Consider the following 23,696-nt stretch of genomic DNA (forward strand, 5'->3'; position numbering starts at 1 on the left):
TTTCATTTTTGCCCCTGAGCCTGCGACAACCAAGGAATAGATTTAATGATCGCCTCCACGCCCGCCGCTCGATCCACATCGGCTTTGTGAAAAAGCACCGCCACATTGGAGAAGAGTACCGCCACATACTTGTCCTGATGCGCCACGCTCACTGGCATGTCGTGTGAGAAATGCCGCGGTGAACCAGCTTGGTAGATAGCCTCGATATTCCCGCTCGCCAAACTGCGAACCGTCGAACGGAGTTCTTCGGGAACGCCGACTTGAGACCGCCGGGTTTTAGACCAGAGGTGACGAATGGCGGGTTGCTGATCGGAAGCGGGGGCCACGCCCCCTTTAGCTTCCAAGTCAGCGCGTTTAATTGCAGATAGAATAATATCTCTGCCTCCGGCGCTGTCGTTGACCGGACGCATCGCCGTAGTCTGCCGCTCTTTCGCTTTTTCAGCGTTCGCCCGCTTTCTGTCCGCCAGCTGCGCTGCAATCGCGCGGCCCTCGTCGGTCAGTTTATTCAAATGCCGCCGCCACTCCGTCTCATACGCAATGATCCCAGCATCTCTCATTTCAGGCAAAAGCCTGGCCATCGTCCCGTCGGCAGCGCCGACTCTTTTTGCAACAGTTTTATTATCGAGAAGTTCGTTAGCATTGAATAACGTCTCGATCACCTTTTCCCAGCGTATGGGAATTTTCGCGACGGATACCGCTGCTTTTTGCCTGGCGCCCACAGAGAACAACGTCGTAATAGCACGGAGTTGTCCGCGTAGAACAAGATCCTCGTTAGTAGGGTTTTCTTTAGTCAATAATCCTGAGTATGTCTTTTCAATTTCGGGGCGATATTTTTCCAGAATAAAGCTTTCGCCTTTAACTAATGAAGCCGACACTGAGGCGAGCAGTGCTTCGATACGCGCGTCAGCTAAGTTGAAATCCAATTGGCTGATCGCATCTTTCAACTTCCCGATTTGCTTTGTAAGAGCAACATCGAAATCGCTCATATGCTGTTCCTTTACGTCGAATCTGACATCAAAATATAGTGGCGATAGGTTAAAAGTCAATTGACGGTCAATTGACTTTTTAGGCCAAATCCTGCCATTTCGTCGGTTCCCAATCGAAATATTGGGCTTCATGCCCTGCAGACCCCAAGGGCGCCCTTAAAACTTTCACACGAACTTTGTCCCCGACTCGGTCAACCGCCAGTCCAATACCAGAATCGGTCACAACGTATTTCATCGCCTTGTTCTTGCGGTTCGTCTCGTTCTGACAGTACGTCAAAGGCATGCTGTTCGTGACAATTACCCTGCAGCCACCCGCCAATACGGCCTTCCCGCCAAAATTCGCTTCCCATTTGTCATGATGCAAATCGGCATCTAGGACCGGCGTAAATTGAAGATCCAGCAACATATTGTTCCTGAGCCATTGCCCAGGCTGCGTCCGGCTCAAATCCTCACAGATCAATGCGGCGAAGCGGCCAATATCGCGCTCTTCGACAATGTGCACCTCGCTACCGACGGTTATGTGCTCGTAGTACATACCATCGCCACCAGGGTCGAAGCCGAAGCGGCTGCATAATGATGCATCGAGATTCCATCTCGTCAGCTTATTCTGCTGAAGGACGATGTCGCCCCGGTGATTGAATATCGTGCATCTGTTATATGGTTTTCCGCTTCCATTCGTTGTTCTCGTAGTTCCGGCCAAAACCAGAGACAGATTAGAATCAGCACCAAATTTACGGATGATGGCGCCAAGGGAGGCAAATGTATTTTCGTGAACGGCCATTTCGGGGAATGCAATAATATGGCAGCCTGCCCGGCATAATGTGTCGATGACCTCCTGAATCCGGTTTGAGAAATCCGCGACTTGAGCGTCATAAGAAGCAAGCGTTCCATCAAGATTCCTTTCGAACTTGATATCGCCAGAAAGCTGTGCGAGCGGCGCTATACCGACTTTCCAGGTCGCCCCGCCTATTGCCTTCGAATCAGCGGACCTGCCAATTCGAAATTTGAGGCGCACACTGCTCGGAGCTGTTGAATCGTCCGGGCATGTAGAAGCGATTTCATCCGGCAGGGACATCAGCGAAACAAAATAGGCCGACAGTTCGCCGGGAAGCGGAATATCCACCGCTGAATCAGCCCAGGAGCCCCAGAATGGCCGGCGCAAAATGACACGCGCGCCCCCCGGACCATTAAGCCTGCTTGTCGCGATATAGTCGTCAAACACTTCGCTCATATGAAGTGGCAGGCCGACCCGATTGCCTTTGCACCGCCCAATCGGCTCGTACCAATTATCGATTGCGATTGCTGCAAATATGAAGCGATCTTTATTCGTTCCGACCCACTTTCGCAAATCCGATGTGATCCCGGCACTGCCAAGAGCGGTCTTTGCGGCGGCAATCAAATTAATGCGGTCGGCACTCGGAGACGAAGAAAGCAAACCATGATCCGCATCAAGCGCGGCCCAAAGCTCGGCGAAGTAGTCTGCCGGCACGTCTGCCATTTTTGCTCCCCAAGTATTATGTAGAGCGTAACGCACATGGACCGCCTCATCTAGAACAAGTCGACTGCATATGCGGATCGCGATCCAATTTCATTATTCGCATACGGCATACTCGCCATATCGCCCGGTCGATGAACACCATCGTATTCAGCGTCTCACGCTGCGCAATCATTCCGACCAACAGGATGCGTGCGCTCAAATATTTGGTCGCTCATTAACAACACCTCATATTGCAGCCCAGATGCCACCTTCGAATTGGCGCTTTGTTGCGCCACGCCTTCAGCGCTCCTGCGCGATGAAGGTGTCTGCAGCCTTTTACTTCTAGGCGGTTGCACCGTTTCGTGTATGGCAATGCCGTGCGCATCGTCGCATGTTATTCAAAACAAGAAGATTATACTTGCGTCAGGAAGCATTTCGGCATATATCCTGCCGCATGACCTCCGCCGATCATCCCCTTTCCGCCCTGCTGCGGCTGTTCCGCAGCACCGCCTATCTCGAATCCCGCCTGTCGCCCGGGCTCGGCTCGGTGCATGGCCTGGCGCTGAACGAACTGCTGTTCCTGCTGCAGCTGAGCCGCGCGCCGCTGCAGCGGCTGCGCCGCGTCGACCTCGCCCAGCGCCTGCATACCAGCCAGTCGACCATCACACGCATGGCGCTGCCGCTGGAAAAGATCGGCCTCATCAAGCGCGAGGCCGATCCGCGCGATGCCCGCGTCGCCTATGTGACGCTGACCAAAACCGGCCGCACCCGCACGGCCGAGGCCGAGGCCACGTTCAGCCGTATGGCGGCCGAGATTTTCCGCGACCGCTGGAGCGACAAGGATATCGCGCAGCTGTCGTCCCTGCTCGGCCGCTTCACCGCCGCGCTGCCCGGCGACCTCACCGACTAACTCACGACAAGGATAGCCCCATGAAACTCGAACCCCACCAGGTGGCCGTCATCACCGGCGGCGCCAGCGGCATCGGCTTTGCCCTCGCCGCCGCGCTGGCGCAGCGCGGCCTGCATCTGGCGCTGCTGGATGTGGAGCAGCCGGCGCTGGATGCCGCCGCCGAAAGATTGCGCGCGCTGCACACGCCGTTCGGGCCGCCGCGCGTCGAGGCGCTGTGCTGCGACGTGAGCGATGCCGAGGCCATGCAGGCGGCGGCGAACGAAATCCTGTCGCGCTGCAACCGCGTCGACCTGCTGGTCAACAATGCCGGCGTCGGCGGCGCGCTCGGGCCGCAATGGCTGAGCCAGCCGCAGGACTGGCAGTGGGTGATGAACGTCAATGTCTTCGGCGTGGCCAACGGCATCCGCGCCTTTGTACCCGCCATGCTGCAGCAGCAGGGCAGCGCCGGCCATGTGGTCAACATCGCCTCCATCGCCGGGCTGACCGCGCCGCCGTTTCTGTCGCCCTATGTGGCGGCCAAGCATGCGGTGGTCGGCATGAGCGAGAGCCTGGCCGCCGAGCTGCAATATATGGGGCCGCAGATCCGCGTCTCGGTGGTCTGTCCCGGCGGCGTGCAGACGCGCATCATGCAGTCGGAGCGCAACCGGCCGGCCGAGCTGAAAGTGGCGCCGCGCACGCCGCCCGAGCTGCTGGCGAAAATCAAGGCCGCCTTCGAGCAGCTGATGCGCGATCCGATGCCGGCGGACGAGCTGGCCGGGATCGTGCTGGCCGGCATCGAGCGCGACGATTTCTACATCCTCACCCATGCCGACCACGCGCCCGAGGCGCAGGCCCGCGCCGACCGCGTGGTGCAGGCGGCGAAGGCGGCGGCGGCGTAGGGCGCGCCCACCAACACGCATCGCCGGCGCCACCTCTGCACTCGTCATCCCCGGGCGTTCAGGGCCGGCTCTCTCTACCCCACCATCGTCATCCTCGGGTCAAGCCCGAGGATGACGTGTGTTGGGGGTGTCGGTGTGGATGACGAGACAGCGCCGCCGCCTCAGAAGCCCTTCCAGTAATCGACGAAGCCGGGTTTGTGATGCAGGTAGCGCGTCTGCAGCTCGGCGTTGAGCGCCGCGGCGCGCTGCGCCAGCGATGCCAGCAGCGGATGGCCGGCCTTGAACAGGAACCAGCTTTTCGCCTGCGGCGCGTAGAGCGAGGCGGCATAGCCCCATTGCCGCATCAGAATCTCCATGCTGCGGTTGGTATGAAACGCCGTGTGCACGATGGGTTTGAGGTAGAACCAGTCGGGATCGGGCGGCACGCGCTCGCAGACCACGCTGTGCAGCATCAGCACGCCGTCCTCGGCCACCAGGGCATTCACCTCGTCGAGCGCGGCGCGGGTGAGCACATGCTCGAACATCGCGCTGTTGATCACCAGGCGGTAGCGCCGCAGATCGGCCTCGGCCACATAGGTCAGGCCCGGCGCGGCGCTCTGCACATAGCGGTCGAAAATCGCGATCGGCGTGGCGAAATATTTCGCCAGCAGCCTGGCCAGCGTGCCGTAGCCCGCCGCGTAATCCAGCGCATCGCCGGTATCGACCAGGCCGTTGGCGCCGAGCAGCCGCAGCGCCAGCGCCTGGTCGGCATAGGGCGGCTGGTTGACGATACGCGCCTCCGGCCCGCTTTCGAAATGGTGGTGCCAGCTGGCATTCAGCTGTTCCCACTGCGCCGGCGTCAGGGCGCGGTGGGTCTGCGACAGCACGAAGCCGCACTGGCCGCAGCGGCGGTAGTCGACTTTCAGGCCCTGCGGAAACGGGCTGCCGGGATAGCCGTCGTAGGATTTGGAGAAATAGGGATCGGTCGGCGACCGGCAGATCAGGCAGCTGTCGGTGGTTTCGCCTGTCTCCGTCATGTCGTCTCCCTCATGCCCGCTCCGGGCGCCGTCGCGACGATTCCGCTTTTACCACAGCCTCGCCACCCCGTGTAGCGGTGCGGCATGGCCTGGCGACCCCGAACTGTCACCCGGCGGTCATCGGACTGTTGCGCGGCGGTCGCAGGCTTGGCGGCCCATCCGCTGTCGGAGTCCCGCCATGCCGAAGTCCCTCTCCCGCCGCGCCCTGCTCGCTGCCGCCGCGCCGGCCGCCGCGGCCGCCGTCGCCGCGCCCGCCCTGCTGCCGCGCCTCGTGCGCGCCCAGAGCGACGACCGCCCGAGCCTGCGCATCGCCGTGCAGGCCCTGCCGCCGACGCTCGAGCCGCTGGAATCGATTTCCAATGTCGGGCTGCGCCTGACCTACAATGTGTTCGACACCCTGCTGCGCCGCGACTTCCTCGCGGAAGCGAAAGGCGAAGGCGGCGGCTCCAGCCTGGTGCCGCATCTGGCCACAAGCCTGCGCCAGCGCGATCCGCTGACCTGGGAGGCGGCGCTGCGTCCGGGCGTGCGGCTGCAGGATGGCGGCGAGCTGACGGCGGACGACGTGCTCTCCACCTTCTCGGCCGAACGCATGTGGGGTCCGCAGGTGCAGGCTTTCGAGGGCAAGGTGAATTTCGGCCATCTCGCCGGCGTGGACGCGGTGGACCGCTATACCGTGCTGCTGCGCACGCGGAGTCCCGATGTGGCGATGCCGCATCGCCTCGCCGCCTATGGCGGCTGGATTCATTCGGCGAAGGCCTGTGCCGCCGGCGGCCTGGAGGGCATGCGCAAGCAGCCGGTCGGCAGCGGGCCGTATCGCCATGCCAGTTTCGCGCGCGACCAGCGCGTGGTGCTGGACTCGCATGACGACTACTGGATGGGCCGACCGCCGGCGAAGCAGATCATCTTCAGCGTGGTGCCCGAAGCCTCGACGCGGCTGGCCGGACTGCAGGCCGGCGATTTCGACCTGGTGACCAACCTGCTGCCCGAGCAGGCCGAGAGCCTGGCCGGGCATCCGAAGCTGGAAGGCGTCGATGTGCCGCTCGATTTCGCCCATATCCTCTATTACGACACGCGCCGGCCGGTGCTGCGCGATGTGCGGGTGCGGCGCGCGCTGAATCACGCGGTCGACTGCGACCTGCTCGGCCGCTCGCTCTGGGGTCCGGGCTATCGCCGCATGGCCGCGTTGCAGGTGCCGGCCTTCGGGGCCCTCTACGACGCCGGCCGCCAGGGCTTCGAGCACGACCCCGCACGCGCGCGCCAGCTGCTGCGCGAGGCCGGCTATGGCGGCGAGGAGATCGTGATCCGCATCGCGCCGGCCTATTACCTGCAGATGCTGCAGGCGGTGCAGATCGTGCAGCAGATGTGGCTGGCGGTCGGCGTCAACAGCCGGATCGAAACGCGCGAGAATCTGTCGCTGCTGGCCCAGCCCGGCGCCGATGTGCGGCCGACCTCGATCGCCTTCCGCTTCCCCGACCCGCTCGGCGGCGGACTGATGGTGCATCTGTCGCGCGACTATTTCCTGCAGAAGCAGGGCTTCTGGCAGCCCGACCGGTTCAACGCCATCAGCGATGCGCTGGCCACCGCCACCGACCGGGACGAACGCAGGCGGCTGTGGCTGGCGCTGCTGGATGAATACGAGGCCGAGGCGCCGGCGCTGATCCTCTATCCGGTGCGCGAATATTTCGCCAAGCGGCGCAACATCCGCTGGACGCATTATCCGCTCTACTACATGGACTTCCGCGGCTACAATCTCGGCTTCGCCTGAACGGCGGCGGCGCGTTCAGGCCGTCCGCAGCTTCGCCGCGCCCCGGCGCAGAATCTGCGCCAGCGCCGCCACCTTGGCCTGCGGCTGATCCTGGCGCCAGACCAGCAGCGTCTTCACCTGCCGGAACGGCGGCGCCAGCCGGTGCTCCCGCAGGCGGTCGCGGTCGACGAAGCCGGCCAGCACGCTGCGCGGCATCAGCGCCACGCCCATGCCGGCCGCCACGCAGCCCAGCATGACGTGATAGGAAGCCAGCTCCACCGTGCGGGCGATCTCGCGACCGCCCTGGCCGAACCAGCGTTCCAACCTTTCGCGATGCGGGCAGCCGGGATGGAAAGCCAGCATGCTGCCCTCGCGCAAGTCGGCCGGGCGGCGCACCGGCGGATGGTCGGCCGCCGTCACCAGCACCAGTTCCTCGTCGAACACGGCGAGCGCGGCAAGCCGCGCATCGCAGACCCGCCGGGCCACCAGGGCGGCGTCGCTCTCGCCGGCCAGCACCATGGCCATCAGGTCGCGCGGCGAACCGGTATGCAGCTCGACGCGCACGGCGGGATGGCGCCGGTGATACTCGGCCAGCGGCGCCGGCAGCCGCACGCCGGCGGTGCTTTCCATGGTGCCGAGGCGCAGAATACCGCGCGGCGGCGCATTGTCGTTCAAGGCGGCGCGCGCCTCGTCGGCCAGGGCCAGCAGGCGCCGGGCGTAATCCAGCAGCGTGCGGCCGGCCGGCGTGATCTGCAGCCGCTTGCCGGCGCGGACGAACAGCGGCGTGCCGAGATCGTCTTCCAGCTTGCGGATGCGCGCCGTGACATTGGACTGCACGCGATGCAGTCGGCCGGCGGCGGCCGTGATGCCGCCGGCTTCCACCACGGTGCGGAAGACATGCAGGTCGGACAGGTCCATGGCTATATCTCATTTCGAGATGAATCAGATCATTATTATTCATTTTACGGGATATACCGCCCGGCGCAAGATGGCATGCATCGCTCCTCCCCAGCCGGAAAGACCCGCCCCATGACCATCCTCGTCGCCTTCCGCAGCCGCCTGCGGCCCGAAGCCACCGAAGCCTATGCCGCGATGGCGCAGCAGATCGGTCCGCTCGCCATGGCGGTACCCGGCTATCTCGCGCACAAGGCCTATACCGCGCCCGACGGCGAACGCGTCACCCTGGTGGAATACGAGTCCGAGGCGGCCGTGCGCATCTGGGCGCGCGATGCCGCGCATGCACAGGCCAAGACGGCCGGCCGCGCCGAGTTCTTCGCCTGGTATCGCGTGCAGATCTGCCAGGTGCTGCGCGACCACGGCCATGACATGGCCGAAACCCGGCCGGCTGCCGCTACCTCCGGTCGACCGCCGATCGCGCGCTATTACTGAAGGCAGCGGTCGGCAGTGCAGCCCGACGAAATGACGCCGCGGCAGCTTGCCTTGGCCGCCCTGGCTGCGCCAGCATGGCGCAGCCGGCGCCGGGGTGGGTCCTGAGTCGCCGGGAGGCAGACCGGTTTCGAGGGGGAAGCTGCATGTTCGGTTTGGTGAAGCCGCGTGCCGTCGCCGGGCTGGCGGCGGCGCTGGGTCTCGGTATCGTCGCACTGGCCATACTGCCGCAGGCCGCGGCACAGCCCGGGCAGCGGCGCGGTCCCGCCGAGATGCGGCCCGAGGGCGGTGGAGCTGCGCAGCAGGGCCAGGGCATGCGCGGCGAAGGCCAGCGTGGCGAAAGCCCGCGTGCAGAAGGCCAGGGCGGCGAAGGCCCGCGGGGCGAAGTGCCGCGCTGGATCGACACCCATGTGCATCTGGTCAGCGGCGTCACCAACACCACCGGCGACTGGCCCGGCGCGGTGCGCGCGGCGATTGCCGACATGGACAAGAACAATATCGGCCTGGCCATCGTGATGCCGACGCCGCAGCCGCCGGGCAAGTCACTCTACGATATCGCCGACTTCACCGACGCGCTGCGCAAGCATCCCGGCCGCTTCGCCTTCCTGGGCGGCGGCGGCACGCTGAATCCGATGATCCACATCGAGCCCGATGCCGAGAAGGTGGACGACGCGACGCGGCAGAAGTTCGCCAATATCGCCAACGGCATCATCGATGCCGGCGCGTTGGGCTTCGGCGAGATGTCGGCCAATCACCTGTCGGTCAACGACGCGCATTCCTATCACCGCTCGCGCCCCGACCATCCGCTGTTCCTGCTGCTGGCCGAGATCGCGGCGAAGCGCAACGTGGTGATCGATTTCCACATGGATACGGTGATCGAACCGACCCCGCTGCCGCCGAAGATGAAGGAGATGTCGCAACGCAATCCGCCGGTGCTGACGCCGAACCTGGCGCAGTTCGAAGCGCTGCTGGCGCATGATCGCGGCGCACGCATCGTCTGGGCCCATGCCGGCGTCGACCATACCGGCGTGCTGAGCGTCGAGCTGATCCGCCGCATGATGACCACGCATCCCAATCTGTACATGAGCATCAAGGCGCTGCCGCAGTCGCCCGAGCCGAATGCGACGCTGGCCCGCGAAGGCCGGCTGCGGCCGGACTGGCGCAAGCTGGTGGCCGAATTCCCGACCCGCTTCGTGATCGGCACCGACCGCTTCTACGGCTCGTCGGCCACCGGGATGAAGGCCGGCGGCGGCAACGCGAACCAGCGGGCTTCGGCCGGCAGCATCTTCCTCGAACGCACCGTGCCGATGACCGCGGCGGCGCAGACCCTGCTGTCGCAGCTGCCGCCGCAACTGGCGCAGCGCGTGGCGGTCGACAATGTGAAGGCGATCTATCGTTTGCCTAACTGACGATCCATCTTGCGACGATATAGCCGCCGAGAAGCAGCAGCGCGCCGTAGAAGGCGCGTTTGAAGCCGGTTTCCGACAGGCGGTGGCGCAGGCGGCGGCCCAGCCCCATCCCGGCCAGCGCCGGCAGCACGGCGGCGAGCGACAGCCAGAGCAGTTCGCCGGTCAGCAGGCTGCGGCCGCCCAGGCTGGCGCCGAGCGCCAGCGTCGAGGCCATGAACAGCAGGCCCATCGCCTGCACCAGCTGGTCGCGGCTGAGGCCCAGCGCCTGCAGGTAGGGCACGCCGGGCACCACGAAGCTGCCGGTCAGGCCGGTCAGCACGCCGTTGGCCAGGCCGAGCAGCGGTCCGGCCCAGATCTCATGCCGCGCCGGCAGGCTGAGCGGTGGCCGGGTCAGGCCGATCACCGCATAGAGCGCCAGCAGCAAGCCGAGCAGCGCGGCCAGCGTCTTCGTATCCACCGTATTGAGCGCGGCGGTACCGAGCCAGATGGCGCCGGCGGCGCAGAGCAGGAACGGCCAGAGCCGGCGCAGCAGCAGCGCCAGATGCCCGCCAGTGCAGGCCTGCCACAGATTGGTGACGACATTGGGCGCCAGCAGCAGGATCATCGCCACGCGCAGGTCCATGGTGGCCGCCAGCAGGCCGAGCGAGATGCTGGGCAGGCCGAGCCCGATGGTGCCCTTCACCGTGCCGGCGAGCAGGAACACCGCGCCGATCCACAGCAGCAGAAGATGGTCGTCGACTATCACTGAGAAAACTCCGCGTCGGGGGATGGGGCTGCAGCATGGCAGCAAAGGCGACACGGATGCTTCGGCGCCGGCCGAAGTGTTTCACTTCATTCTCGTCGCTCCCGCGAAAGCGGGAATCCCATTTTCTGCCTCACCCCAGCCAGAGCAGGCCGAGCGCGAAGACCGCCGGCAGGGTCTGGATATAGAGAATCTTGCGTGCCGCCGTGGCCGCGCCGTAGACGCCCGCCACCGCGACGCAGGCGAGGAAGAAGCTGGTGATGTGCAGCGCGGCGGGTTGGGCCGGATACAGCAGGCCGAAGACCAGCCCGGCCGCGAGGAAGCCGTTGTAAAGCCCCTGGTTGGCGGCGAGCACGGCAGTGTCGCGGGCTTTCTCGGGCGTGTTGCGGAAGGCGCGCAGGCCGGCGGGCCTGGTCCAGAGAAACATCTCCAGCACCAGGATCCAGACATGCAGCGCCGCCACCAGCGCCGTGACGATGATGCCGGGCAGAGTCATGCGGTATCCTTTTCGAGAAACCAGTGCGCAACCGGCTTGAACCAGCCGAGCCCGGCCTGTTCGGCGAGCCGGCTTTCCGCCGGTGTGGCGCCGAGCCAGAAACATTCCCTGCGCGGCGCGTTGTGTTTCTTCAGCAGCCGGCGCAGATGCAGCGCGCGCGCCGCCTCGCCGTCCTGCGGCCGGAACGGCAGCACCAGCAGCGCCTCGGCCTTGCCGCCGAAATCCGCATTGAGCCGTGCCAGCAGGCGTTTGCGCGTCGCCGCATCCAGCTGGCCGGAGACGGCATCGTCAGCCAGCAGCAGCAGCCGGCCCTCGAAACGTCGCACGGCGGCGGCCACCGCCGGGTGGCAGCCGGCGCCGTCGTAAAGATGATGCAGCGGCAGCAGGGCCGTGGAGAGATTGACGCCGGTATCGAGCAGAGCGGCGGTATAGTCGCGATAGCTGACACCGAGCCGTTCCGCCCGCTGCAGACGGCGCAGCGCCACCTCGCGCGGCGGCGTCGCCCAGGCCTTCTGCACCGCCTTGCGCCAGACCCAGGCATTCCACGACATGTCGAGCAGCGGCGGGCCGCCGTTATGGCCGATGCCGGGCAGGATCGAGTCCGGCCGCCGGAGCATGAACTCCAGGTTGGGATGGCGGGTATCGAAGTAACGGTCGCCCATGGGCGCAGTCTCAGGCCGGACTTAGCTCCCTGTCAATCGGCGGGCGGTCAGGTCGCGGGCTTGGCGACGCTCGGATGCATCGCATGGGCATCCAGCACGCGGGCGGAATAGACCACCGCCGCGCCGGCGCTGATCGAGATCGCCACGTTGCAGGCTTCGGCGATTTCTTCCCGGGTGGCGCCATGGCGGATCGCCGCATCGGTGTGCACGGTGATGCAGCCGTCGCAGCGCAGCGCCACGGCCACCGCGATCGACATCAGCTCGCGCATCTTGGCATCGAGATGGCCGCTGTCCTTGTAGGCGGTGGCCATCGCGCGGTAGCCGTCCATGGTCCCCGGGCTGAGCTTGCCCAGGTCGCCGGTGGTGGATTTGAGCTGGCGGCGGTAATCGTTCCAGTCGAGCATCATGACGGCGTCCTTTCGTTTGCGGAACAAAGGCTCGGCCGCTACCGTTGCGCTGTCAACCTGCAGGACCCGCCATGATCGATCCGGTCATCATCCATTTCGCCGCCGCGCTGGGCATCGGCCTGCTGATCGGCGCCGAACGCGAAAGGCGCAAGAACGCCCGTTCGGCGGCCGGCATCCGCACCTTCACCCTGGCGGCGCTGGCCGGCGCGGCTGCCCAGAGCATCGGCGCTGCGCTGCTGCTCGCCGTCGCCGTGGCCGGCACCGCCCTGCTCTGCGCCGTCGCCTATTACCGGCAGGCCGGCGAAGCGGAGGATGGGGTCGAAGACGGCAATTACGGCCTGACCTCGGAAATCGCCCTGGTGCTGACCGTGCTGCTGGGCGGGCTGTGCATGCTGCAGCCGGCACTGGCGGCGGGCATCGGCGTCACCGCCGCGATGCTGCTGGCGGCCCGCACATCGATGCATGTCTTCGTGCGCCAGGTGCTGACCGAGGCCGAGGTGCGCGACGCGCTGCTGTTCGCCGGCGCCACGCTGGTGATCCTGCCGCTGCTGCCCGACCGCGCGATGGGGCCGTTCGGCGCCTTCAATCCCGCCAAGCTGTGGATCGTGGTGATCCTGGTGATGGCGATCGGCGGCCTCGGCCATATCGCCGTGCGCGCGCTCGGTGCGCGTTACGGCCTGCCGCTGGCCGGCTTTGCCGGCGGCTTCGTGTCCAGCACCGCCACCATCGGCGCGATGGGCAACCGCGCGAAAAATGCCGAGGCCCGCAGCGCCCCGGTCGCCGGCGCCGTCGCCGGTGCGGTGCTCTCCACCGTCGCCACGGTAATCCAGATGGCGTTGGTGCTGGCGGCCACCAGCCTGCCGGTGCTGCAGCATCTGGCGCTGCCGCTCGGCCTGGCCGGCATCGCGGCCGTCGCCTATGGTGTGGTCTTCACGCTTTTCGCCCTGCGTCAGGCGCACGAAACCGACGAGGAACCCGGCCGCGCCTTCCGGCTGAGCGGTGCACTGGTCTTCGCCGGCATGCTGGCGATCGTGCTGTTCGCCTCGGCGGCCCTGCAGCATTCTTTCGGTGCCGCCGGCGTGCTGGCGGCAGCCGCGCTGGCCGGCTTTGCCGATACCCATGCCGCGGCGATCTCGGTCGCCTCGCTGCAGATCGACGCCCGGGCGGCAGCCATACCAATCCTGGCCGCCTTCACCGCCAATTCGGTCAGCAAGGCGGTGTTCGCCTGGGTCGGCGGCGGTATGGCCTATGCCCTGCGGGTGATTCCCGGCCTGATGCTGGTGACGCTTGCCGCCTGGGCCGGGCTGCTGCTCGCCTGACGGACTCAGTCCTCGTCGGGCGCGTAGGGATTCTTGCCCTTGCGCAGATGCATGCGCACCGGCACGCCCGGCATGTCGAAGACCTCGCGGATACCGTTGATCAGGTAGCGCAGGTAGGATTCCGGGATGTATTCGGCGCGCGGCGCGAACAGTGCAATCGTCGGCGGCCGCGCCTTCACCTGGGTGGCATAGCGGATGCGCACCGTGCGTCCGCCGGCCAGCGGCGGCGCCAGGCGCTGGGTCATCTCTTCGAGCCAGCGGTTGAGCTGCGCGGTCGGGATGCGGCGGTTCCATCTTTCGTATTGCGCCATCACCGCCGGCAGCAGGCGGTCGAGATGGCGGCCGGTCAGCGCCGAAAGCGTGACGACCGGAACGCCGCGCGCCTGCGGCAGCGAACGGATCAGCCGGTCCTCGATTTCCTTCAGCGCCAGCGCGCGATCCTCGACGGCATCCCACTTGTTGACCGCCAGCACCAGCGCGCGGCCTTCCTGCATCACATGGTCGGCGATGGTGAGATCCTGCTTGTCCATGCCGAGCGTGCCATCCAGCACCAGCACGACGACCTGGGCCAGGCGGATAGTGCGCAGTGTGTCGGCGACCGAGAGCTTTTCCAGCTTCTGCTCGACACGCGACTTGCGCCGCAGGCCGGCGGTATCGACCAGTTTGACGTTGCGGCCCTGGTATTCCCACTGGATGGCGATGGCATCGCGGGTCAGGCCCGGCTCCGGCCCGGTCAGCAGGCGATCGCTGCCGATCAGCGCATTCACCAGCGTCGACTTGCCGGCATTGGGTCGGCCGACAATGGCGAGCTGGATCGGCTTGGAGGGGTCGTCGATCAGCGGTGTTTCATTCTCGGGGTCGATGTCGATATCGACCTCGACCGGCTCCAGTTCGTCGCCGTCATCGCCCAGCGCATTGCCGGTGCGGCCGCCGATATGTTCCATCAGCGCGACGGCAAGATCGTACATGCCCTCGCCGTGTTCGGCCGAAACCGGCAGCGGATCGCCGAAGCCAAGGCCGTAGGCCTCGCCGACCCCGGTCTTGCCGGCGCCGCCTTCGCATTTGTTGGCCAGCAGCAGCACCGGCGTCTTCTGCTTGCGCAGCCAGTTGGCGAAATGCTTGTCGACCGGGGTGACGCCGGCGCGGCCGTCGATGACGAACAGCACCGCATCGGCCTCCCTCACGGCGGCCTCGGTCTGCTGCCGCATGCGTCCGGTCATGCTGTCGACGTCGGATTCTTCCAGGCCGGCGGTGTCGACGGCGGTGAATTCGAGATCGCCAAGCCGCGCGGCACCCTCGCGCCGGTCGCGCGTCACGCCCGGCGTGTCGTCGACAATGGCGAGGCGCTTGCCGACCAGACGATTGAACAGCGTCGATTTGCCGACATTCGGCCGACCGACGATTGCGACTTTGGCAGACATTTTCTTCCGATCAGCGCAGCGCAGTGAGGCGTGCGTCTTCCGTCACGATATAGACTGTACCGTCGGCCACCACGGGCGGCTGCGCCGCCTTGTCGGACAGTTCGATCTGGCCGATCAGGTCGCCGGTATAAGGCGAGATCGACAGCATACGCTCATCTGTCGACGCCACCAGCAGGCGATCGCCGGCCAGCACCGGGCCCCACCAGGTGATGACACCCTTGTTGGTCTTGGCCTTGGGATCGAGATAGCGGCGCAGCTGGCGGATCCACTTCACCTTGCCGTCGCGGCGCGACAGGCAGATGATTTCCGCGTCGATGGTGATGGCATAGATGAAATCGCCGGCCACCCATGGCGTCTGGATGCTGGCGATCACGCGTTCCCAGACGCGCTCGCCGGTGCGCAGGTCGATGGCGATGAAACGGCCCGACTGGCTGACGGCATAGACGCGGCCACGATCGATTACCGGGCGGCCGTTGATGTCGTTCAGCGCGCCGGCCTGGCTGATGCGGCCGCTGGAGCGTACCAGCTGCTCACCCCAGGCCACCACGCCGGTATCGGCACGCAGGGCGAGGATTTCGCCCGAGGAATAGGGCACCACCACCGTGTTGCCTTCGCTCGCGGGATTGGCCGCGCCGAGGAAACCGGCCTGTTCGGCCACGCCGGTATGGAGCCACAGCTCGGTGCCGCGCTCGGTATCCAGCGCATGCAACTGGTTGTCATAGGTGACGACGAAGACGCGGCCACCCTCGGCGGTCGGCGCGCCGCGGATCGGCTGCTTGAGCTGGGTGGCCCAGAAAGCGCGGCCGGTGGACGGCTCAAGCGCGATCACATCGCCGTAGCCGGTGGCCACGAACAGTTTGTCGGCATGCCAGGCCAGGCCGCCGCCGGTCGCGCCGGTCTCTTCCCGGCGCGGCGTCAGATTGACGCGCCACAGGCGCCGGCCGCTGGCCGCGTCGAAGGCGCTGACCTGGGCCGCGGCATCCATGGCGAAGACGCGGCCGCCGGCGATCACCGGCTGGGCCAGAATTTTCTGCTCGTCGTCGGCTTCGGCGCCGAGATCGGCGGTCCAGGCCGTGCGCAGGCGGTCGGGCAGTTCCAGATGCTGCATGGCATGGCTGGGATAGCCGCCGGCCTGCGGCCATTCCGGATTGCGCCACGGCTTGGGCAGCGCCACCGGCGTATCCGCCAGCTGCGGATCGGGATCGAGCTGGCTGTCGAAAGCGATCACCGAAATGCGTTCGCCGACCGCCTCGATTTTCTGCTCTTTCGCGAACCAGTCATCGATGGTGTCGCAGCCGGCAAGACTCAGCACCGTAACGGCCAGAAGTGCAAAGCGCTGCATGGACATCCCTATTCCTTGGCCTCTAGCCTGATCACGGCGCATTCATTTCTGATCGGGGCATCTCTGAACCGGGCATCACTGAACCGGTCCGCCGAGCGCGGCCAGCAATTCGGCGGCGCGGCCACGCAGTCCGGTCGGCACCAGCGGATCGTCCGCCAGCGCGGTGAGCTGGCGGCGGGCTGCTTCGGTATTGCCGGCCTTGAGTTCGGCAACGGCTGCCAGCTCGCGGGCATTGGCCGACCACGGGCTGTCGGTGCCGATGGCGGACAGGCGCTGCCTGGTCTGTTCGGCCGTCAGCTGGTCGAGGCCGTGGAAGACGGCCAGGTAACGCGCCAGATCGCGGAAGCGGGGATTGGTTCCGGCATCGCCGGCAATCGCGTCATACACGGCGATGGCACCGGCGGCGTCTTTCGCCTCGACGAGATTGGCGGCCTGCTGGAACCGCGCCAGCGCGGCATAGCCACCGGCATCGGCCCTGGCCAGATCGGCAAAGGCCGTGGCGGCCTCGGCCGGCTTGCCAGCCTGGGCCAGGCCGAGCGCGGCGCTGAAGCGGGCGCCGGCGGCGGCGGCCTTGTCGGCCTGCCAGCCCTTCCAGACCTGATGCCCGGCGACGCCGGCCAGCAGCAGGATGACGATACCGATGATGACGGGGCTCCAGCGTTTCCACAGCCGTTCGGCGCGGTCGCGCCGGACTTCCTCGTCAACTTCTTCAATGAAATTGGCCACGCCGAACTCCGCAAACGCCAGATCAGATCATTCCGGGCCGGCAGGCGACCCGAAAGCGGCGCGTACCTTACCCGGATCGCCCTGCGATGGCAAAGCCCGGAAGACTCCCAAATTTTCCAGTAACCAATTGATAACTCTTAGACTCTTGGCAAGACGAGGAAAATCCAATAGTCTGCGGCAACATTCGCCAACCAAGGGCCAAGGCCCGGTTCGTCATACGGCGATCGCAGAGGGGGACCTTCATGCGTCGATTTTGGATTGCGGCGATCACGGTTGTGGTCTGTGCCAGTGCCACCGGAGTCGCCTTCGCCCAGTCGAAGAAGGCCGCCAAGCCGACGGCGCTGATCCCCTTCGAGCAGGACCGCGCCAAGGAGCGCGGCGATCGCGGCATGATCCGGCTGAACGATGACGTGGCCCGCATGTCGGCGTCGCGCATCATCGAGATGCCGGTGGTCGATGGCCGCATGGGCGACCATGCCCGCCTCGATAATCTCGAACTGTTTTTCCCCTATGGCAGCGTGGTGACCGCCACCGCCGAATTCCACAAATACCGCCCGGCCCTGCTGGCCTCGAGCGACAACAAAGTGCCGGAATTCAATCCCGATCCGCATTACGACCGGATCAAGACGTTCGATTCCCAGCTGGGCCGGGTCTGCGCCACCGAGGCGATGAATGACGGTCGCCGCATCGAAATGCGTATCAGCCCCGACCGCGTGATGTCGGTGGTGCATGTGCTGCCGGCGAAATATGCCGGCCCGACCGCGCAGGACAATCCGTCCTACAAGGTGGTGAGCGGCCTGGAGATGCGCTTCCTGTCCTTCAAGGAACCGGAAGCCGAGCGCCTGTACCGGATGTGCCAGCACCCGAGCGCCACCAAAGTCTCGTCGGCCAAGTAAGGCCGGCGCCCAGCCCCCCACTCCCCCGTGAGCAGTTCCGACTGGCTGCGGCTTTCCGCCCTGCTGCTGGCGGCATTGCTGATCCTGCCGGCGGCGCTCAGGCTCCCCTGGAAGAACCGCCGCATCCTGCTGTTCGCCGCGATCTGGCTGGCGATCTTTGCCGCCATCGGCCTCGCCTGGCGACTGCTCGGCTGACAACACGACATTTCACGGAGTTGTTATCGGTGTCCGGGCACCACCTGCCGGTATCCTGCGCCGTCCCGTGTGCCACCCCCTTGCCTCGCGTCGGTGGCGATCCATCCTGCACATGCCATAACCCATAATCTGCAAACCGGAGATTCCAATGAACGCCGACCTGCTCAGTCTCATGCCGAAGGTGGATTTCTCCCGCCGCGGTTTCATGGCCACCAGCCTGATCACCGGCTTCACCGTCGCCGCCGGCCCGGTGATGGGCCAGACGGCAATCACCACCGATGCCACCGGCCTGACCGCCGGCGAGGTCAACATCCCGGTGCCGGGCGGCACCATGAAGGCCTATCGCGCCCAGCCGGCCGGCGCCGGCCCCTTCCCCACCATCATGGTGGTGCAGGAAATCTTCGGCGTGCATGAATACATCAAGGATACCTGCCGCCGCTTCGCCAAGCAGGGTTTCCAGGCGATCGCCGGCGACCTCTATGCGCGCCAGGGCGACATGAGCAAGGTGACCGACATGCAGGGCGCCGTCGCCGTGGCCGGCAAGGTGCCGGATGCGCAGGTGATGGCCGATCTGGACGCCACCGCGGCCTGGGCGGCGAAGAATGGCGGCAACCCGAACAAGCTGGGCATCACCGGCTTCTGCTGGGGCGGCCGCATCACCTGGCTCTATGCCGCGCATAACCCGAAGGTGAAGGCCGGCGTGGCCTGGTATGGCCGCCTCGTCGGCCAGTCCACCGAACTGACGCCGAAACATCCGGTCGATATCGCCAAGGACCTGAAGGCCCCGGTGCTCGGCCTCTACGGCGGCGCCGACCAGGGCATTCCGGTCGCCACGGTGGAACAGATGAAGGCGGCGCTGGACGCGGCGAAGAAGTTCAACACCTTCTACGTCTATCCCGACACGCCGCATGCCTTCCATGCCGATTACCGCCCGAGCTACCGCAAGGAGCAGGCCGAGGACGGCTTCGGCAAGGCGGTGGCCTTCTTCAAGATGCATATGGGCTGAGGCACGCAGGCGCATTCAGCACCGAACCGGGAGCATGCTAGGCTGACGCCGCAAAAACGGAGTCGCCGGCATGCTTCTCGTTCCCACCTACACCGCCGCCAGCCGCATCCAGGGCATCGGCCTTTTCGCTGCAGAGCCCATCGCGAAGGGCACGCTGATCTGGCGTTTCGAGCCGGGCTTCGACCGTATCATTCCGCAAAGCGATTTCGAGACACTGCCGCCGGTGGCGCGCGCTTTCGTCGACCGCTACGGCTATACCACGCCGCAGATCGCCGGCGGCTGGGTGGTCAGCCTGGACAATACCCGCTTCATCAACCACAGCACGGCGCCGAATACCGACAACGCCACACCGGTGACATACGCCGCGCGCGACATCGCGCAGGACGAGGAAATCACCTGCGACTACGGCGAATTCTGCGACAGTTTCGAGCTGGATTAATCTGATAAAGAAAAATCGTGGATGGGATGCCGGCGCTTCACGGCGGCAACCGTGGGCTGCGGAAAATCGCGCCCATCACGATGCCAACCCGATCCGGCGCCTCGCGCAGCGCCAGCGGCAGCAACAGCCGCTCATGGATGAACCAGCGGCCATCGATCACATCGTCGAACTGCTCGTGCTGCGCCGCGCAGGCCTCGACCACATTGAGATACTGACGGTGCACGCGCGCACCGAAAGCGGCGGGCTGCAGCTCGTCGACAAAGCGGCCGGTCATTTCAGCCCCATAGTCCTCGGTCAGCCTGGAGCCCCACAGCCGGTAGCGGAAGCGGATGCTGTCGCCGCGCACCACCTCGGCCAGCAGGACATGGCCGAGCACGAACCGCAGGTCGAGCGGATCGACGGTATCGCGAAACGGCAAGGCACCATCCTGCCGCTTGCCTTCCCAGTAGGCATAGAACTGCTGTAACGGCGGGTGCCGGAAATCCAACGCCTTTTCCTCCCAGACTTTCCGAAAGCATGGCGAGGCCGAAAGTATGGCGAGGAGCGGCAACGACAGGCAACCGGAAACCAATTGGTCCTGCAGCAGACACAAAAAAAAGCCGCCGTGACACCGGCGGCTTTTTAAATCACGGCGCAAGCCGTGTTTCAGTGGTTCTTACAGCCGGTCCTTGAGCTGCTTCGAGGCCTTGAAGCGCACGCCCTTCGACGCCGCGATCTTGATCGCCTCGCCGGTCTGCGGATTGCGGCCCTTGCGCGCGGCGCGCTTTGACACCTTGAAGGTGCCGAAGCCGACGATGGTGAAGCCGCCTTCCTTCTTCAGCGATTTGGCCATCGCCTCGAAAACCGCATCGACCGCATCGCCGGACGATGCCTTGGTGGCGCCGGTGGTCTCGCGGACAATCTCGATCAAATCAGCCTTGTTCATGTGTGCCTCCTGAATCTGCGGATCGCTCCCGCCAAACAGAATCGGACGATCCGCAGCGGGTGGTAGCAGTTACCCATATCCCGGGGCCCAAACAAGCGGCGATGGCATGGCGAAAGCCTTGATTCGCATTGCGACTCGTTGACGGGCCATCCATCGGGCGAGTCGGCAAATGTTGACCGAGATCAAGGTTGCGCGATCAGGCCCTGGCTACCGTTCCCGCCATCCAACGAGGCAGGAAAGGATTTGCCACATGCCGCTGACTCAGACGCTGTTTTTAGTCGCTACCGTTGCCGCCTTTTCGATCTTCGGCCTGGCGCTGGCATTCTGCCGCGCGGTCTCGAAAGACCTGCCCGCCGGGCAGAAGTAAACCTCACGCCAGCAATCCGGCCGGCAGCAGGCGGCGCAGCGCGCCGGCCTGCACCAGCATTTTCGCCGCCGCGAGGTCCGGCGCCAGGTAGCGGTCCTGCGCCATGAAGGGCACGGCGTTACGCAGCAGGCCCAGCGCCTGCCGGAGGCGTGTACTGGTCTGCAGCGGCGCGCGCAGGTCGATGCCCTGGGCGGCGCAGAGCCATTCGACCGCGACAATCCCCGCCGCATTCTCCGCCATCGCCAGCAGGCGATAGGCGGCATGGGCCGCCATCGAGACATGGTCTTCCTGGTTGGCCGAGGTGGGAATGGTATCGATGCTGGCCGGATGGGCGCGCTGCTTGTTTTCCGAAGCCAGCGCCGCCGCCGTCACCTGCGCGATCATGAAACCGGAATTGATGCCTGGATCAGGCGCCAGAAAGGCCGGCAGTCCGCTGAGCACCGGATCGACCAGCAGCGAGATGCGGCGCTCGGCGATATTGCCGGTCTCGGCCAGCGCGATGGCGATCATGTCGGCGGCGAAAGCGACCGGCTCGGCATGGAAGTTGCCGCCTGAGAGAATATCGCCATCGTCGAAGACCAGTGGATTGTCGGATACGCCATTCGCCTCGATCGCCAGCGTGGCGGCGGCCTGGCGCAGCAGGTCGAGCACCGCGCCCATCACCTGCGGCTGGCAGCGCAGACAGTAAGGGTCCTGCACGCGTTCGTCGCCGGCGCGGTGCGACGCGCGGATCGCCGATCCTTCGAGCAGATGCAGCAGCAGGTCGGCCACCACGATCTGGCCGGGCTGGCCGCGCGCGGCATGGATGCGCGGATCGAAGGGCGTGTCGCTGCCGGCGGCAGCATCGGTGCTGAGCGCGCCGCAGACCAGCGCGGCGGCTACCACGTCTTCCGTGGCGAACAGGCCGGCGAGGGCCAGCGCTGTCGAAACCTGGGTGCCGTTGAGCAGCGCCAGGCCCTCCTTGGCGCCGAGCGCCAGCGGCTGCAGCCCGGCTTTCGCCAGCCCCTCAGCGGCCGGGCATTCGCGGCCATCGATCCGCACATTGCCCTCGCCGATCAGCGGCAGCACCAGATGCGCCAGCGGCGCCAGATCGCCCGAGGCACCGACCGAACCCTGCGCCGGGATGCAGGGCAGCACATCGGCATCGAGCAGCGCCTGCAGCGCCGCGATGGTGTCCCAGCGCACGCCGGACAGGCCCTGCGCCAGCGAATTGATCTTGAGCAGCAGGATCAGCCGCACGACCGGATCGGGCAGCAGCGGGCCCGTGCCCACGGCATGGCTCAGCACCAGCCGGCGCTGCAGCTCCGCCACCCGGTCGGGCGGGATGCGCACCTTCGCCAGTTTCCCGAAGCCGGTATTGATGCCGTAGACCGGCGCGTCACCCGCCGCCGCGGCCGCCACCAGGGCTGCCGACTTATCCACAGCCGGACGGACAGCCTCGCCCAGGGTGACTGCCATGATGCCGCCCCGGTACAGCGCGGCGCTGTCGTGCAACGGCAGTTTCCCGGGCAGCAATCGATAGCGCATGGTGCAGCTCCGCAGCTCGTCCGCCCGCAGAATAGGGCTTTTCCGGCGAACAGGCTAAGGCGTGGCCGGTTCACTTGTCTATACATGATTATTTGACTTGCCGTCTTTCGCGCCACGGCCTTAAATTGTGCAGCTGCGGTATGGCTATGACGGCTGGCCGCGATGACATAGAGCGGGGGTTCTGGGACATGACGAAGACTTGGCTTCTGGGTGCTGCTGCGGCTGCCACCCTTCTCGCGGGCGCACCGGCCATGGCGCAGGACATGCCGAAGGTCGTGCTGGGCATGAGCGGCTGGACCGGCTTCGCGCCGTTGACGCTGGCGGCCGATGCCGGCCTGTTCAAGAAGCGCGGCGTGGATGTCGAGATCAAGTTCATCCCGCAAAAGGAACGTCACCTGACGGTGGCCGCCGGCGCCACCCAGGCGGTCGCCACCACGGTCGACACCTATGTTGCCTGGACCTCGGCCGGCGTGCCGCTGGCCCAGGTGCTGCTGCTCGACAAGTCGAAGGGCGGCGACGGCCTGGCCGTGCGCAACACTATCAATTCCGTGAAGGAGCTGAAGGGCAAGACCATTGCCGTGGACGGCGCCGGCACCACGCCGTATTTCGTGCTGATGGTGATGCTGAAGCGCAACGGCATGGGCCCGAAGGACGTGCAGTTTGCGACCCTGGCGCCGAACCCGGCCGCGCAGGCTTTCGTCGCTGGCCAGTATGATGCGGCCTCGACCTACGAGCCGTATCTGAGCTCGATCCGCAACGCGCCGAATGCCGGCAAGATCCTGCACACCACGATCGAGTATCCGGTGGTGGTCGACATGCTGGCCTTCCAGCCCGACTACATCAAGAAGAACCCGAAGACCGTGCAGGCGGTGGTCAACGGCTTCTTCGACGCGCTGGAGATGATCAAGAAGGAACCCGACAAGTCGAACGAGATCATGGGCGCCAAGGTCAAGCAGACCGGCCCGGATTTCGCCAAGTCGGCTGCCTTCATCGCCTGGCAGGACAAGGCCGCCAACCAGGCCTATTTCAAGGGCGACCTGCAGGCCTTCATGAAGGAAGCCGCCGATGTGCAGCTCGAATCCGGCGTGATCAAGTCGATCCCCGATCTCAAGGCGCTGGTCGACGACAGCTTCATCAAGTGAGTCTTCAGAGTTAAGGATTTTAAGTGTTCGATCCGCTTAAACCGGTTCCCCCAGGGCGTCGCACCGCCCTGGGGATTCTTTTCTTCGTGGTGTTTTTCGCGCTCTGGGGCGCGGTCACCTTCGGCGGCATCGTGCCGCCGCTGTTCCTCGCCGATCCGGTCAAGGCCGCGAAATCCGGCGTGGAACTCTTCACACAGTAGAATTTCCTTTCCGATATCGCCATCACCATCTGGCGCGTGATCGGCGGCTTCGAGATTGCCGCCGTCTAATCCGTGCCG

26 protein-coding genes are annotated in these 23,696 nt (G+C 65.5%); 12 read left to right on the forward strand and 14 right to left on the reverse strand.

The window, feature by feature from the left end; all coding sequences use genetic code 11:
- Positions 1-2 precede the first annotated feature (2 nt).
- Positions 3-986 carry a hypothetical protein gene (locus tag OJJ21_RS09265; RefSeq protein WP_297685422.1) on the reverse strand — a complete coding sequence of 328 codons (984 nt, stop codon included), beginning with the start codon at positions 984-986 and terminating at the stop codon, positions 3-5.
- A gap of 79 nt (positions 987-1,065) precedes the next feature.
- Positions 1,066-2,484, reverse strand: coding sequence for a hypothetical protein (locus tag OJJ21_RS09270; RefSeq protein ID WP_297685424.1), 1,419 nt, complete (start codon positions 2,482-2,484; stop codon positions 1,066-1,068).
- Positions 2,485-2,917: 433 nt separating this feature from the next.
- On the opposite strand from OJJ21_RS09270, the gene OJJ21_RS09275 reads away from it, so the two are divergent.
- Positions 2,918-3,373: a MarR family transcriptional regulator gene (locus OJJ21_RS09275; RefSeq protein ID WP_297685426.1), complete on the forward strand. Its 456-nt coding sequence runs from the start codon at positions 2,918-2,920 to the stop codon at positions 3,371-3,373.
- A 20-nt stretch (positions 3,374-3,393) separates the two neighbouring features.
- Positions 3,394-4,251, forward strand: a complete 858-nt coding sequence (locus OJJ21_RS09280) for an SDR family NAD(P)-dependent oxidoreductase (RefSeq protein ID WP_297685428.1) — start codon at positions 3,394-3,396, stop codon at positions 4,249-4,251.
- A gap of 161 nt (positions 4,252-4,412) precedes the next feature.
- On the opposite strand, the gene OJJ21_RS09285 is transcribed toward OJJ21_RS09280, so the two are convergent.
- Positions 4,413-5,267: a class I SAM-dependent methyltransferase gene (locus tag OJJ21_RS09285; RefSeq protein WP_297685431.1), complete on the reverse strand. Its 855-nt coding sequence runs from the start codon at positions 5,265-5,267 to the stop codon at positions 4,413-4,415.
- Positions 5,268-5,445: 178 nt separating this feature from the next.
- On the opposite strand from OJJ21_RS09285, the gene OJJ21_RS09290 reads away from it, so the two are divergent.
- The gene (locus OJJ21_RS09290; protein WP_297685433.1) at positions 5,446-7,032 is read left to right on the forward strand and encodes an ABC transporter substrate-binding protein; all 1,587 of its coding nucleotides are present in this window, start codon (positions 5,446-5,448) and stop codon (positions 7,030-7,032) included.
- 15 nt (positions 7,033-7,047) lie between these two features.
- On the opposite strand, the gene OJJ21_RS09295 is transcribed toward OJJ21_RS09290, so the two are convergent.
- A complete protein-coding gene (locus OJJ21_RS09295) occupies positions 7,048-7,929 on the reverse strand; it encodes a LysR family transcriptional regulator (protein WP_297685435.1) in 882 nt (293 codons plus the stop codon).
- A 111-nt stretch (positions 7,930-8,040) separates the two neighbouring features.
- On the opposite strand from OJJ21_RS09295, the gene OJJ21_RS09300 reads away from it, so the two are divergent.
- Positions 8,041-8,400: an antibiotic biosynthesis monooxygenase gene (locus OJJ21_RS09300; protein WP_297685438.1), complete on the forward strand. Its 360-nt coding sequence runs from the start codon at positions 8,041-8,043 to the stop codon at positions 8,398-8,400.
- Positions 8,401-8,543: 143 nt separating this feature from the next.
- Positions 8,544-9,806 (forward strand): amidohydrolase family protein, encoded by a 1,263-nt coding sequence (locus OJJ21_RS09305; RefSeq protein WP_297685440.1) that lies wholly within the window; start codon positions 8,544-8,546, stop codon positions 9,804-9,806.
- Here the strand turns inward: OJJ21_RS09305 and OJJ21_RS09310 are convergent.
- The 4 genes from OJJ21_RS09310 to OJJ21_RS09325 all read right to left on the reverse strand — a co-directional run bounded on the left by OJJ21_RS09310 (position 9,799) and on the right by OJJ21_RS09325 (position 12,113).
- Positions 9,799-10,551: a sulfite exporter TauE/SafE family protein gene (locus tag OJJ21_RS09310; RefSeq protein WP_297685442.1), complete on the reverse strand. Its 753-nt coding sequence runs from the start codon at positions 10,549-10,551 to the stop codon at positions 9,799-9,801. The genes OJJ21_RS09305 and OJJ21_RS09310 overlap by 8 nt on opposite strands.
- A gap of 130 nt (positions 10,552-10,681) precedes the next feature.
- Positions 10,682-11,044 carry a DUF1304 domain-containing protein gene (locus OJJ21_RS09315; RefSeq protein ID WP_297685445.1) on the reverse strand — a complete coding sequence of 121 codons (363 nt, stop codon included), beginning with the start codon at positions 11,042-11,044 and terminating at the stop codon, positions 10,682-10,684.
- Positions 11,041-11,706: a hypothetical protein gene (locus tag OJJ21_RS09320; protein ID WP_297685448.1), complete on the reverse strand. Its 666-nt coding sequence runs from the start codon at positions 11,704-11,706 to the stop codon at positions 11,041-11,043. The genes OJJ21_RS09315 and OJJ21_RS09320 overlap by 4 nt, the downstream gene beginning before the upstream one ends.
- Positions 11,707-11,753: 47 nt before the next feature.
- Positions 11,754-12,113, reverse strand: coding sequence for a carboxymuconolactone decarboxylase family protein (locus tag OJJ21_RS09325; protein WP_366092702.1), 360 nt, complete (start codon positions 12,111-12,113; stop codon positions 11,754-11,756).
- A 71-nt stretch (positions 12,114-12,184) separates the two neighbouring features.
- Between OJJ21_RS09325 and OJJ21_RS09330 the strand changes: the two genes are divergently transcribed.
- Positions 12,185-13,432, forward strand: coding sequence for a DUF4010 domain-containing protein (locus OJJ21_RS09330; RefSeq protein ID WP_297685450.1), 1,248 nt, complete (start codon positions 12,185-12,187; stop codon positions 13,430-13,432).
- Positions 13,433-13,437: 5 nt separating this feature from the next.
- On the opposite strand, the gene der is transcribed toward OJJ21_RS09330, so the two are convergent.
- The 3 genes from der to OJJ21_RS09345 all read right to left on the reverse strand — a co-directional run bounded on the left by der (position 13,438) and on the right by OJJ21_RS09345 (position 16,921).
- Positions 13,438-14,853, reverse strand: a complete 1,416-nt coding sequence (der, locus tag OJJ21_RS09335; RefSeq protein ID WP_297685452.1) for a ribosome biogenesis GTPase Der — start codon at positions 14,851-14,853, stop codon at positions 13,438-13,440.
- A gap of 10 nt (positions 14,854-14,863) precedes the next feature.
- On the reverse strand, positions 14,864-16,195 hold the full coding sequence (locus tag OJJ21_RS09340) for a PQQ-like beta-propeller repeat protein (RefSeq protein WP_297685455.1): 1,332 nt from the start codon (positions 16,193-16,195) through the stop codon (positions 14,864-14,866).
- A gap of 75 nt (positions 16,196-16,270) precedes the next feature.
- Positions 16,271-16,921, reverse strand: a complete 651-nt coding sequence (locus OJJ21_RS09345) for a tetratricopeptide repeat protein (protein ID WP_297685457.1) — start codon at positions 16,919-16,921, stop codon at positions 16,271-16,273.
- A 242-nt stretch (positions 16,922-17,163) separates the two neighbouring features.
- Between OJJ21_RS09345 and OJJ21_RS09350 the strand changes: the two genes are divergently transcribed.
- From OJJ21_RS09350 to OJJ21_RS09365, 4 genes are all read left to right on the forward strand, one after another.
- Positions 17,164-17,817 (forward strand): hypothetical protein, encoded by a 654-nt coding sequence (locus OJJ21_RS09350; RefSeq protein ID WP_297685459.1) that lies wholly within the window; start codon positions 17,164-17,166, stop codon positions 17,815-17,817.
- Positions 17,818-17,844: 27 nt separating this feature from the next.
- The gene (locus OJJ21_RS09355) at positions 17,845-18,012 is read left to right on the forward strand and encodes a hypothetical protein (protein WP_297685462.1); all 168 of its coding nucleotides are present in this window, start codon (positions 17,845-17,847) and stop codon (positions 18,010-18,012) included.
- Positions 18,013-18,160: 148 nt separating this feature from the next.
- Complete coding sequence (locus tag OJJ21_RS09360) at positions 18,161-19,018, forward strand: dienelactone hydrolase family protein (RefSeq protein ID WP_297685464.1); 858 nt, start codon at positions 18,161-18,163, stop codon at positions 19,016-19,018.
- Between the two features lie 70 nt (positions 19,019-19,088).
- On the forward strand, positions 19,089-19,457 hold the full coding sequence (locus OJJ21_RS09365; protein ID WP_297685467.1) for an SET domain-containing protein-lysine N-methyltransferase: 369 nt from the start codon (positions 19,089-19,091) through the stop codon (positions 19,455-19,457).
- Positions 19,458-19,494: 37 nt separating this feature from the next.
- On the opposite strand, the gene OJJ21_RS09370 is transcribed toward OJJ21_RS09365, so the two are convergent.
- From OJJ21_RS09370 to hutH, 3 genes are all read right to left on the reverse strand, one after another.
- Positions 19,495-19,944 carry a PAS domain-containing protein gene (locus OJJ21_RS09370; protein WP_297685470.1) on the reverse strand — a complete coding sequence of 150 codons (450 nt, stop codon included), beginning with the start codon at positions 19,942-19,944 and terminating at the stop codon, positions 19,495-19,497.
- A gap of 168 nt (positions 19,945-20,112) precedes the next feature.
- The gene (locus tag OJJ21_RS09375; RefSeq protein ID WP_297685473.1) at positions 20,113-20,382 is read right to left on the reverse strand and encodes an HU family DNA-binding protein; all 270 of its coding nucleotides are present in this window, start codon (positions 20,380-20,382) and stop codon (positions 20,113-20,115) included.
- Positions 20,383-20,752: 370 nt separating this feature from the next.
- On the reverse strand, positions 20,753-22,276 hold the full coding sequence (hutH, locus tag OJJ21_RS09380) for a histidine ammonia-lyase (protein WP_297685475.1): 1,524 nt from the start codon (positions 22,274-22,276) through the stop codon (positions 20,753-20,755).
- A gap of 188 nt (positions 22,277-22,464) precedes the next feature.
- Between hutH and OJJ21_RS09385 the strand changes: the two genes are divergently transcribed.
- Complete coding sequence (locus OJJ21_RS09385; RefSeq protein WP_297685477.1) at positions 22,465-23,418, forward strand: ABC transporter substrate-binding protein; 954 nt, start codon at positions 22,465-22,467, stop codon at positions 23,416-23,418.
- Between the two features lie 23 nt (positions 23,419-23,441).
- Entirely contained in the window at positions 23,442-23,618 is a 177-nt protein-coding gene (locus tag OJJ21_RS09390) for a hypothetical protein (protein ID WP_297685479.1), read from the forward strand.
- The last annotated feature ends 78 nt before the right edge of the window (positions 23,619-23,696 follow it).

The organism is Ferrovibrio sp., assembly GCF_025869515.1.
Taxonomy (GTDB): Bacteria; Pseudomonadota; Alphaproteobacteria; order Ferrovibrionales; family Ferrovibrionaceae; genus Ferrovibrio.

Bases quoted from the DNA above. Each gene is read 5' to 3' on its own strand.
- OJJ21_RS09265 (WP_297685422.1), bottom strand. From the start codon at position 986: ATGAGCGATTTCGATGTTGCTCTTACAAAGCAAATCGGGAAGTTGAAA.
- OJJ21_RS09270 (WP_297685424.1), bottom strand. From the start codon at position 2,484: ATGGCAGACGTGCCGGCAGACTACTTCGCCGAGCTTTGGGCCGCGCTT.
- OJJ21_RS09275 (WP_297685426.1), top strand. From the start codon at position 2,918: ATGACCTCCGCCGATCATCCCCTTTCCGCCCTGCTGCGGCTGTTCCGC.
- OJJ21_RS09280 (WP_297685428.1), top strand. From the start codon at position 3,394: ATGAAACTCGAACCCCACCAGGTGGCCGTCATCACCGGCGGCGCCAGC.
- OJJ21_RS09285 (WP_297685431.1), bottom strand. From the start codon at position 5,267: ATGACGGAGACAGGCGAAACCACCGACAGCTGCCTGATCTGCCGGTCG.
- OJJ21_RS09290 (WP_297685433.1), top strand. From the start codon at position 5,446: ATGCCGAAGTCCCTCTCCCGCCGCGCCCTGCTCGCTGCCGCCGCGCCG.
- OJJ21_RS09295 (WP_297685435.1), bottom strand. From the start codon at position 7,929: ATGGACCTGTCCGACCTGCATGTCTTCCGCACCGTGGTGGAAGCCGGC.
- OJJ21_RS09300 (WP_297685438.1), top strand. From the start codon at position 8,041: ATGACCATCCTCGTCGCCTTCCGCAGCCGCCTGCGGCCCGAAGCCACC.
- OJJ21_RS09305 (WP_297685440.1), top strand. From the start codon at position 8,544: ATGTTCGGTTTGGTGAAGCCGCGTGCCGTCGCCGGGCTGGCGGCGGCG.
- OJJ21_RS09315 (WP_297685445.1), bottom strand. From the start codon at position 11,044: ATGACTCTGCCCGGCATCATCGTCACGGCGCTGGTGGCGGCGCTGCAT.
- OJJ21_RS09320 (WP_297685448.1), bottom strand. From the start codon at position 11,706: ATGGGCGACCGTTACTTCGATACCCGCCATCCCAACCTGGAGTTCATG.
- OJJ21_RS09325 (WP_366092702.1), bottom strand. From the start codon at position 12,113: ATGATGCTCGACTGGAACGATTACCGCCGCCAGCTCAAATCCACCACC.
- OJJ21_RS09330 (WP_297685450.1), top strand. From the start codon at position 12,185: ATGATCGATCCGGTCATCATCCATTTCGCCGCCGCGCTGGGCATCGGC.
- der (WP_297685452.1), bottom strand. From the start codon at position 14,853: ATGTCTGCCAAAGTCGCAATCGTCGGTCGGCCGAATGTCGGCAAATCG.
- OJJ21_RS09340 (WP_297685455.1), bottom strand. From the start codon at position 16,195: ATGCAGCGCTTTGCACTTCTGGCCGTTACGGTGCTGAGTCTTGCCGGC.
- OJJ21_RS09350 (WP_297685459.1), top strand. From the start codon at position 17,164: ATGCGTCGATTTTGGATTGCGGCGATCACGGTTGTGGTCTGTGCCAGT.
- OJJ21_RS09360 (WP_297685464.1), top strand. From the start codon at position 18,161: ATGAACGCCGACCTGCTCAGTCTCATGCCGAAGGTGGATTTCTCCCGC.
- OJJ21_RS09365 (WP_297685467.1), top strand. From the start codon at position 19,089: ATGCTTCTCGTTCCCACCTACACCGCCGCCAGCCGCATCCAGGGCATC.
- OJJ21_RS09375 (WP_297685473.1), bottom strand. From the start codon at position 20,382: ATGAACAAGGCTGATTTGATCGAGATTGTCCGCGAGACCACCGGCGCC.
- hutH (WP_297685475.1), bottom strand. From the start codon at position 22,276: ATGCGCTATCGATTGCTGCCCGGGAAACTGCCGTTGCACGACAGCGCC.
- OJJ21_RS09385 (WP_297685477.1), top strand. From the start codon at position 22,465: ATGACGAAGACTTGGCTTCTGGGTGCTGCTGCGGCTGCCACCCTTCTC.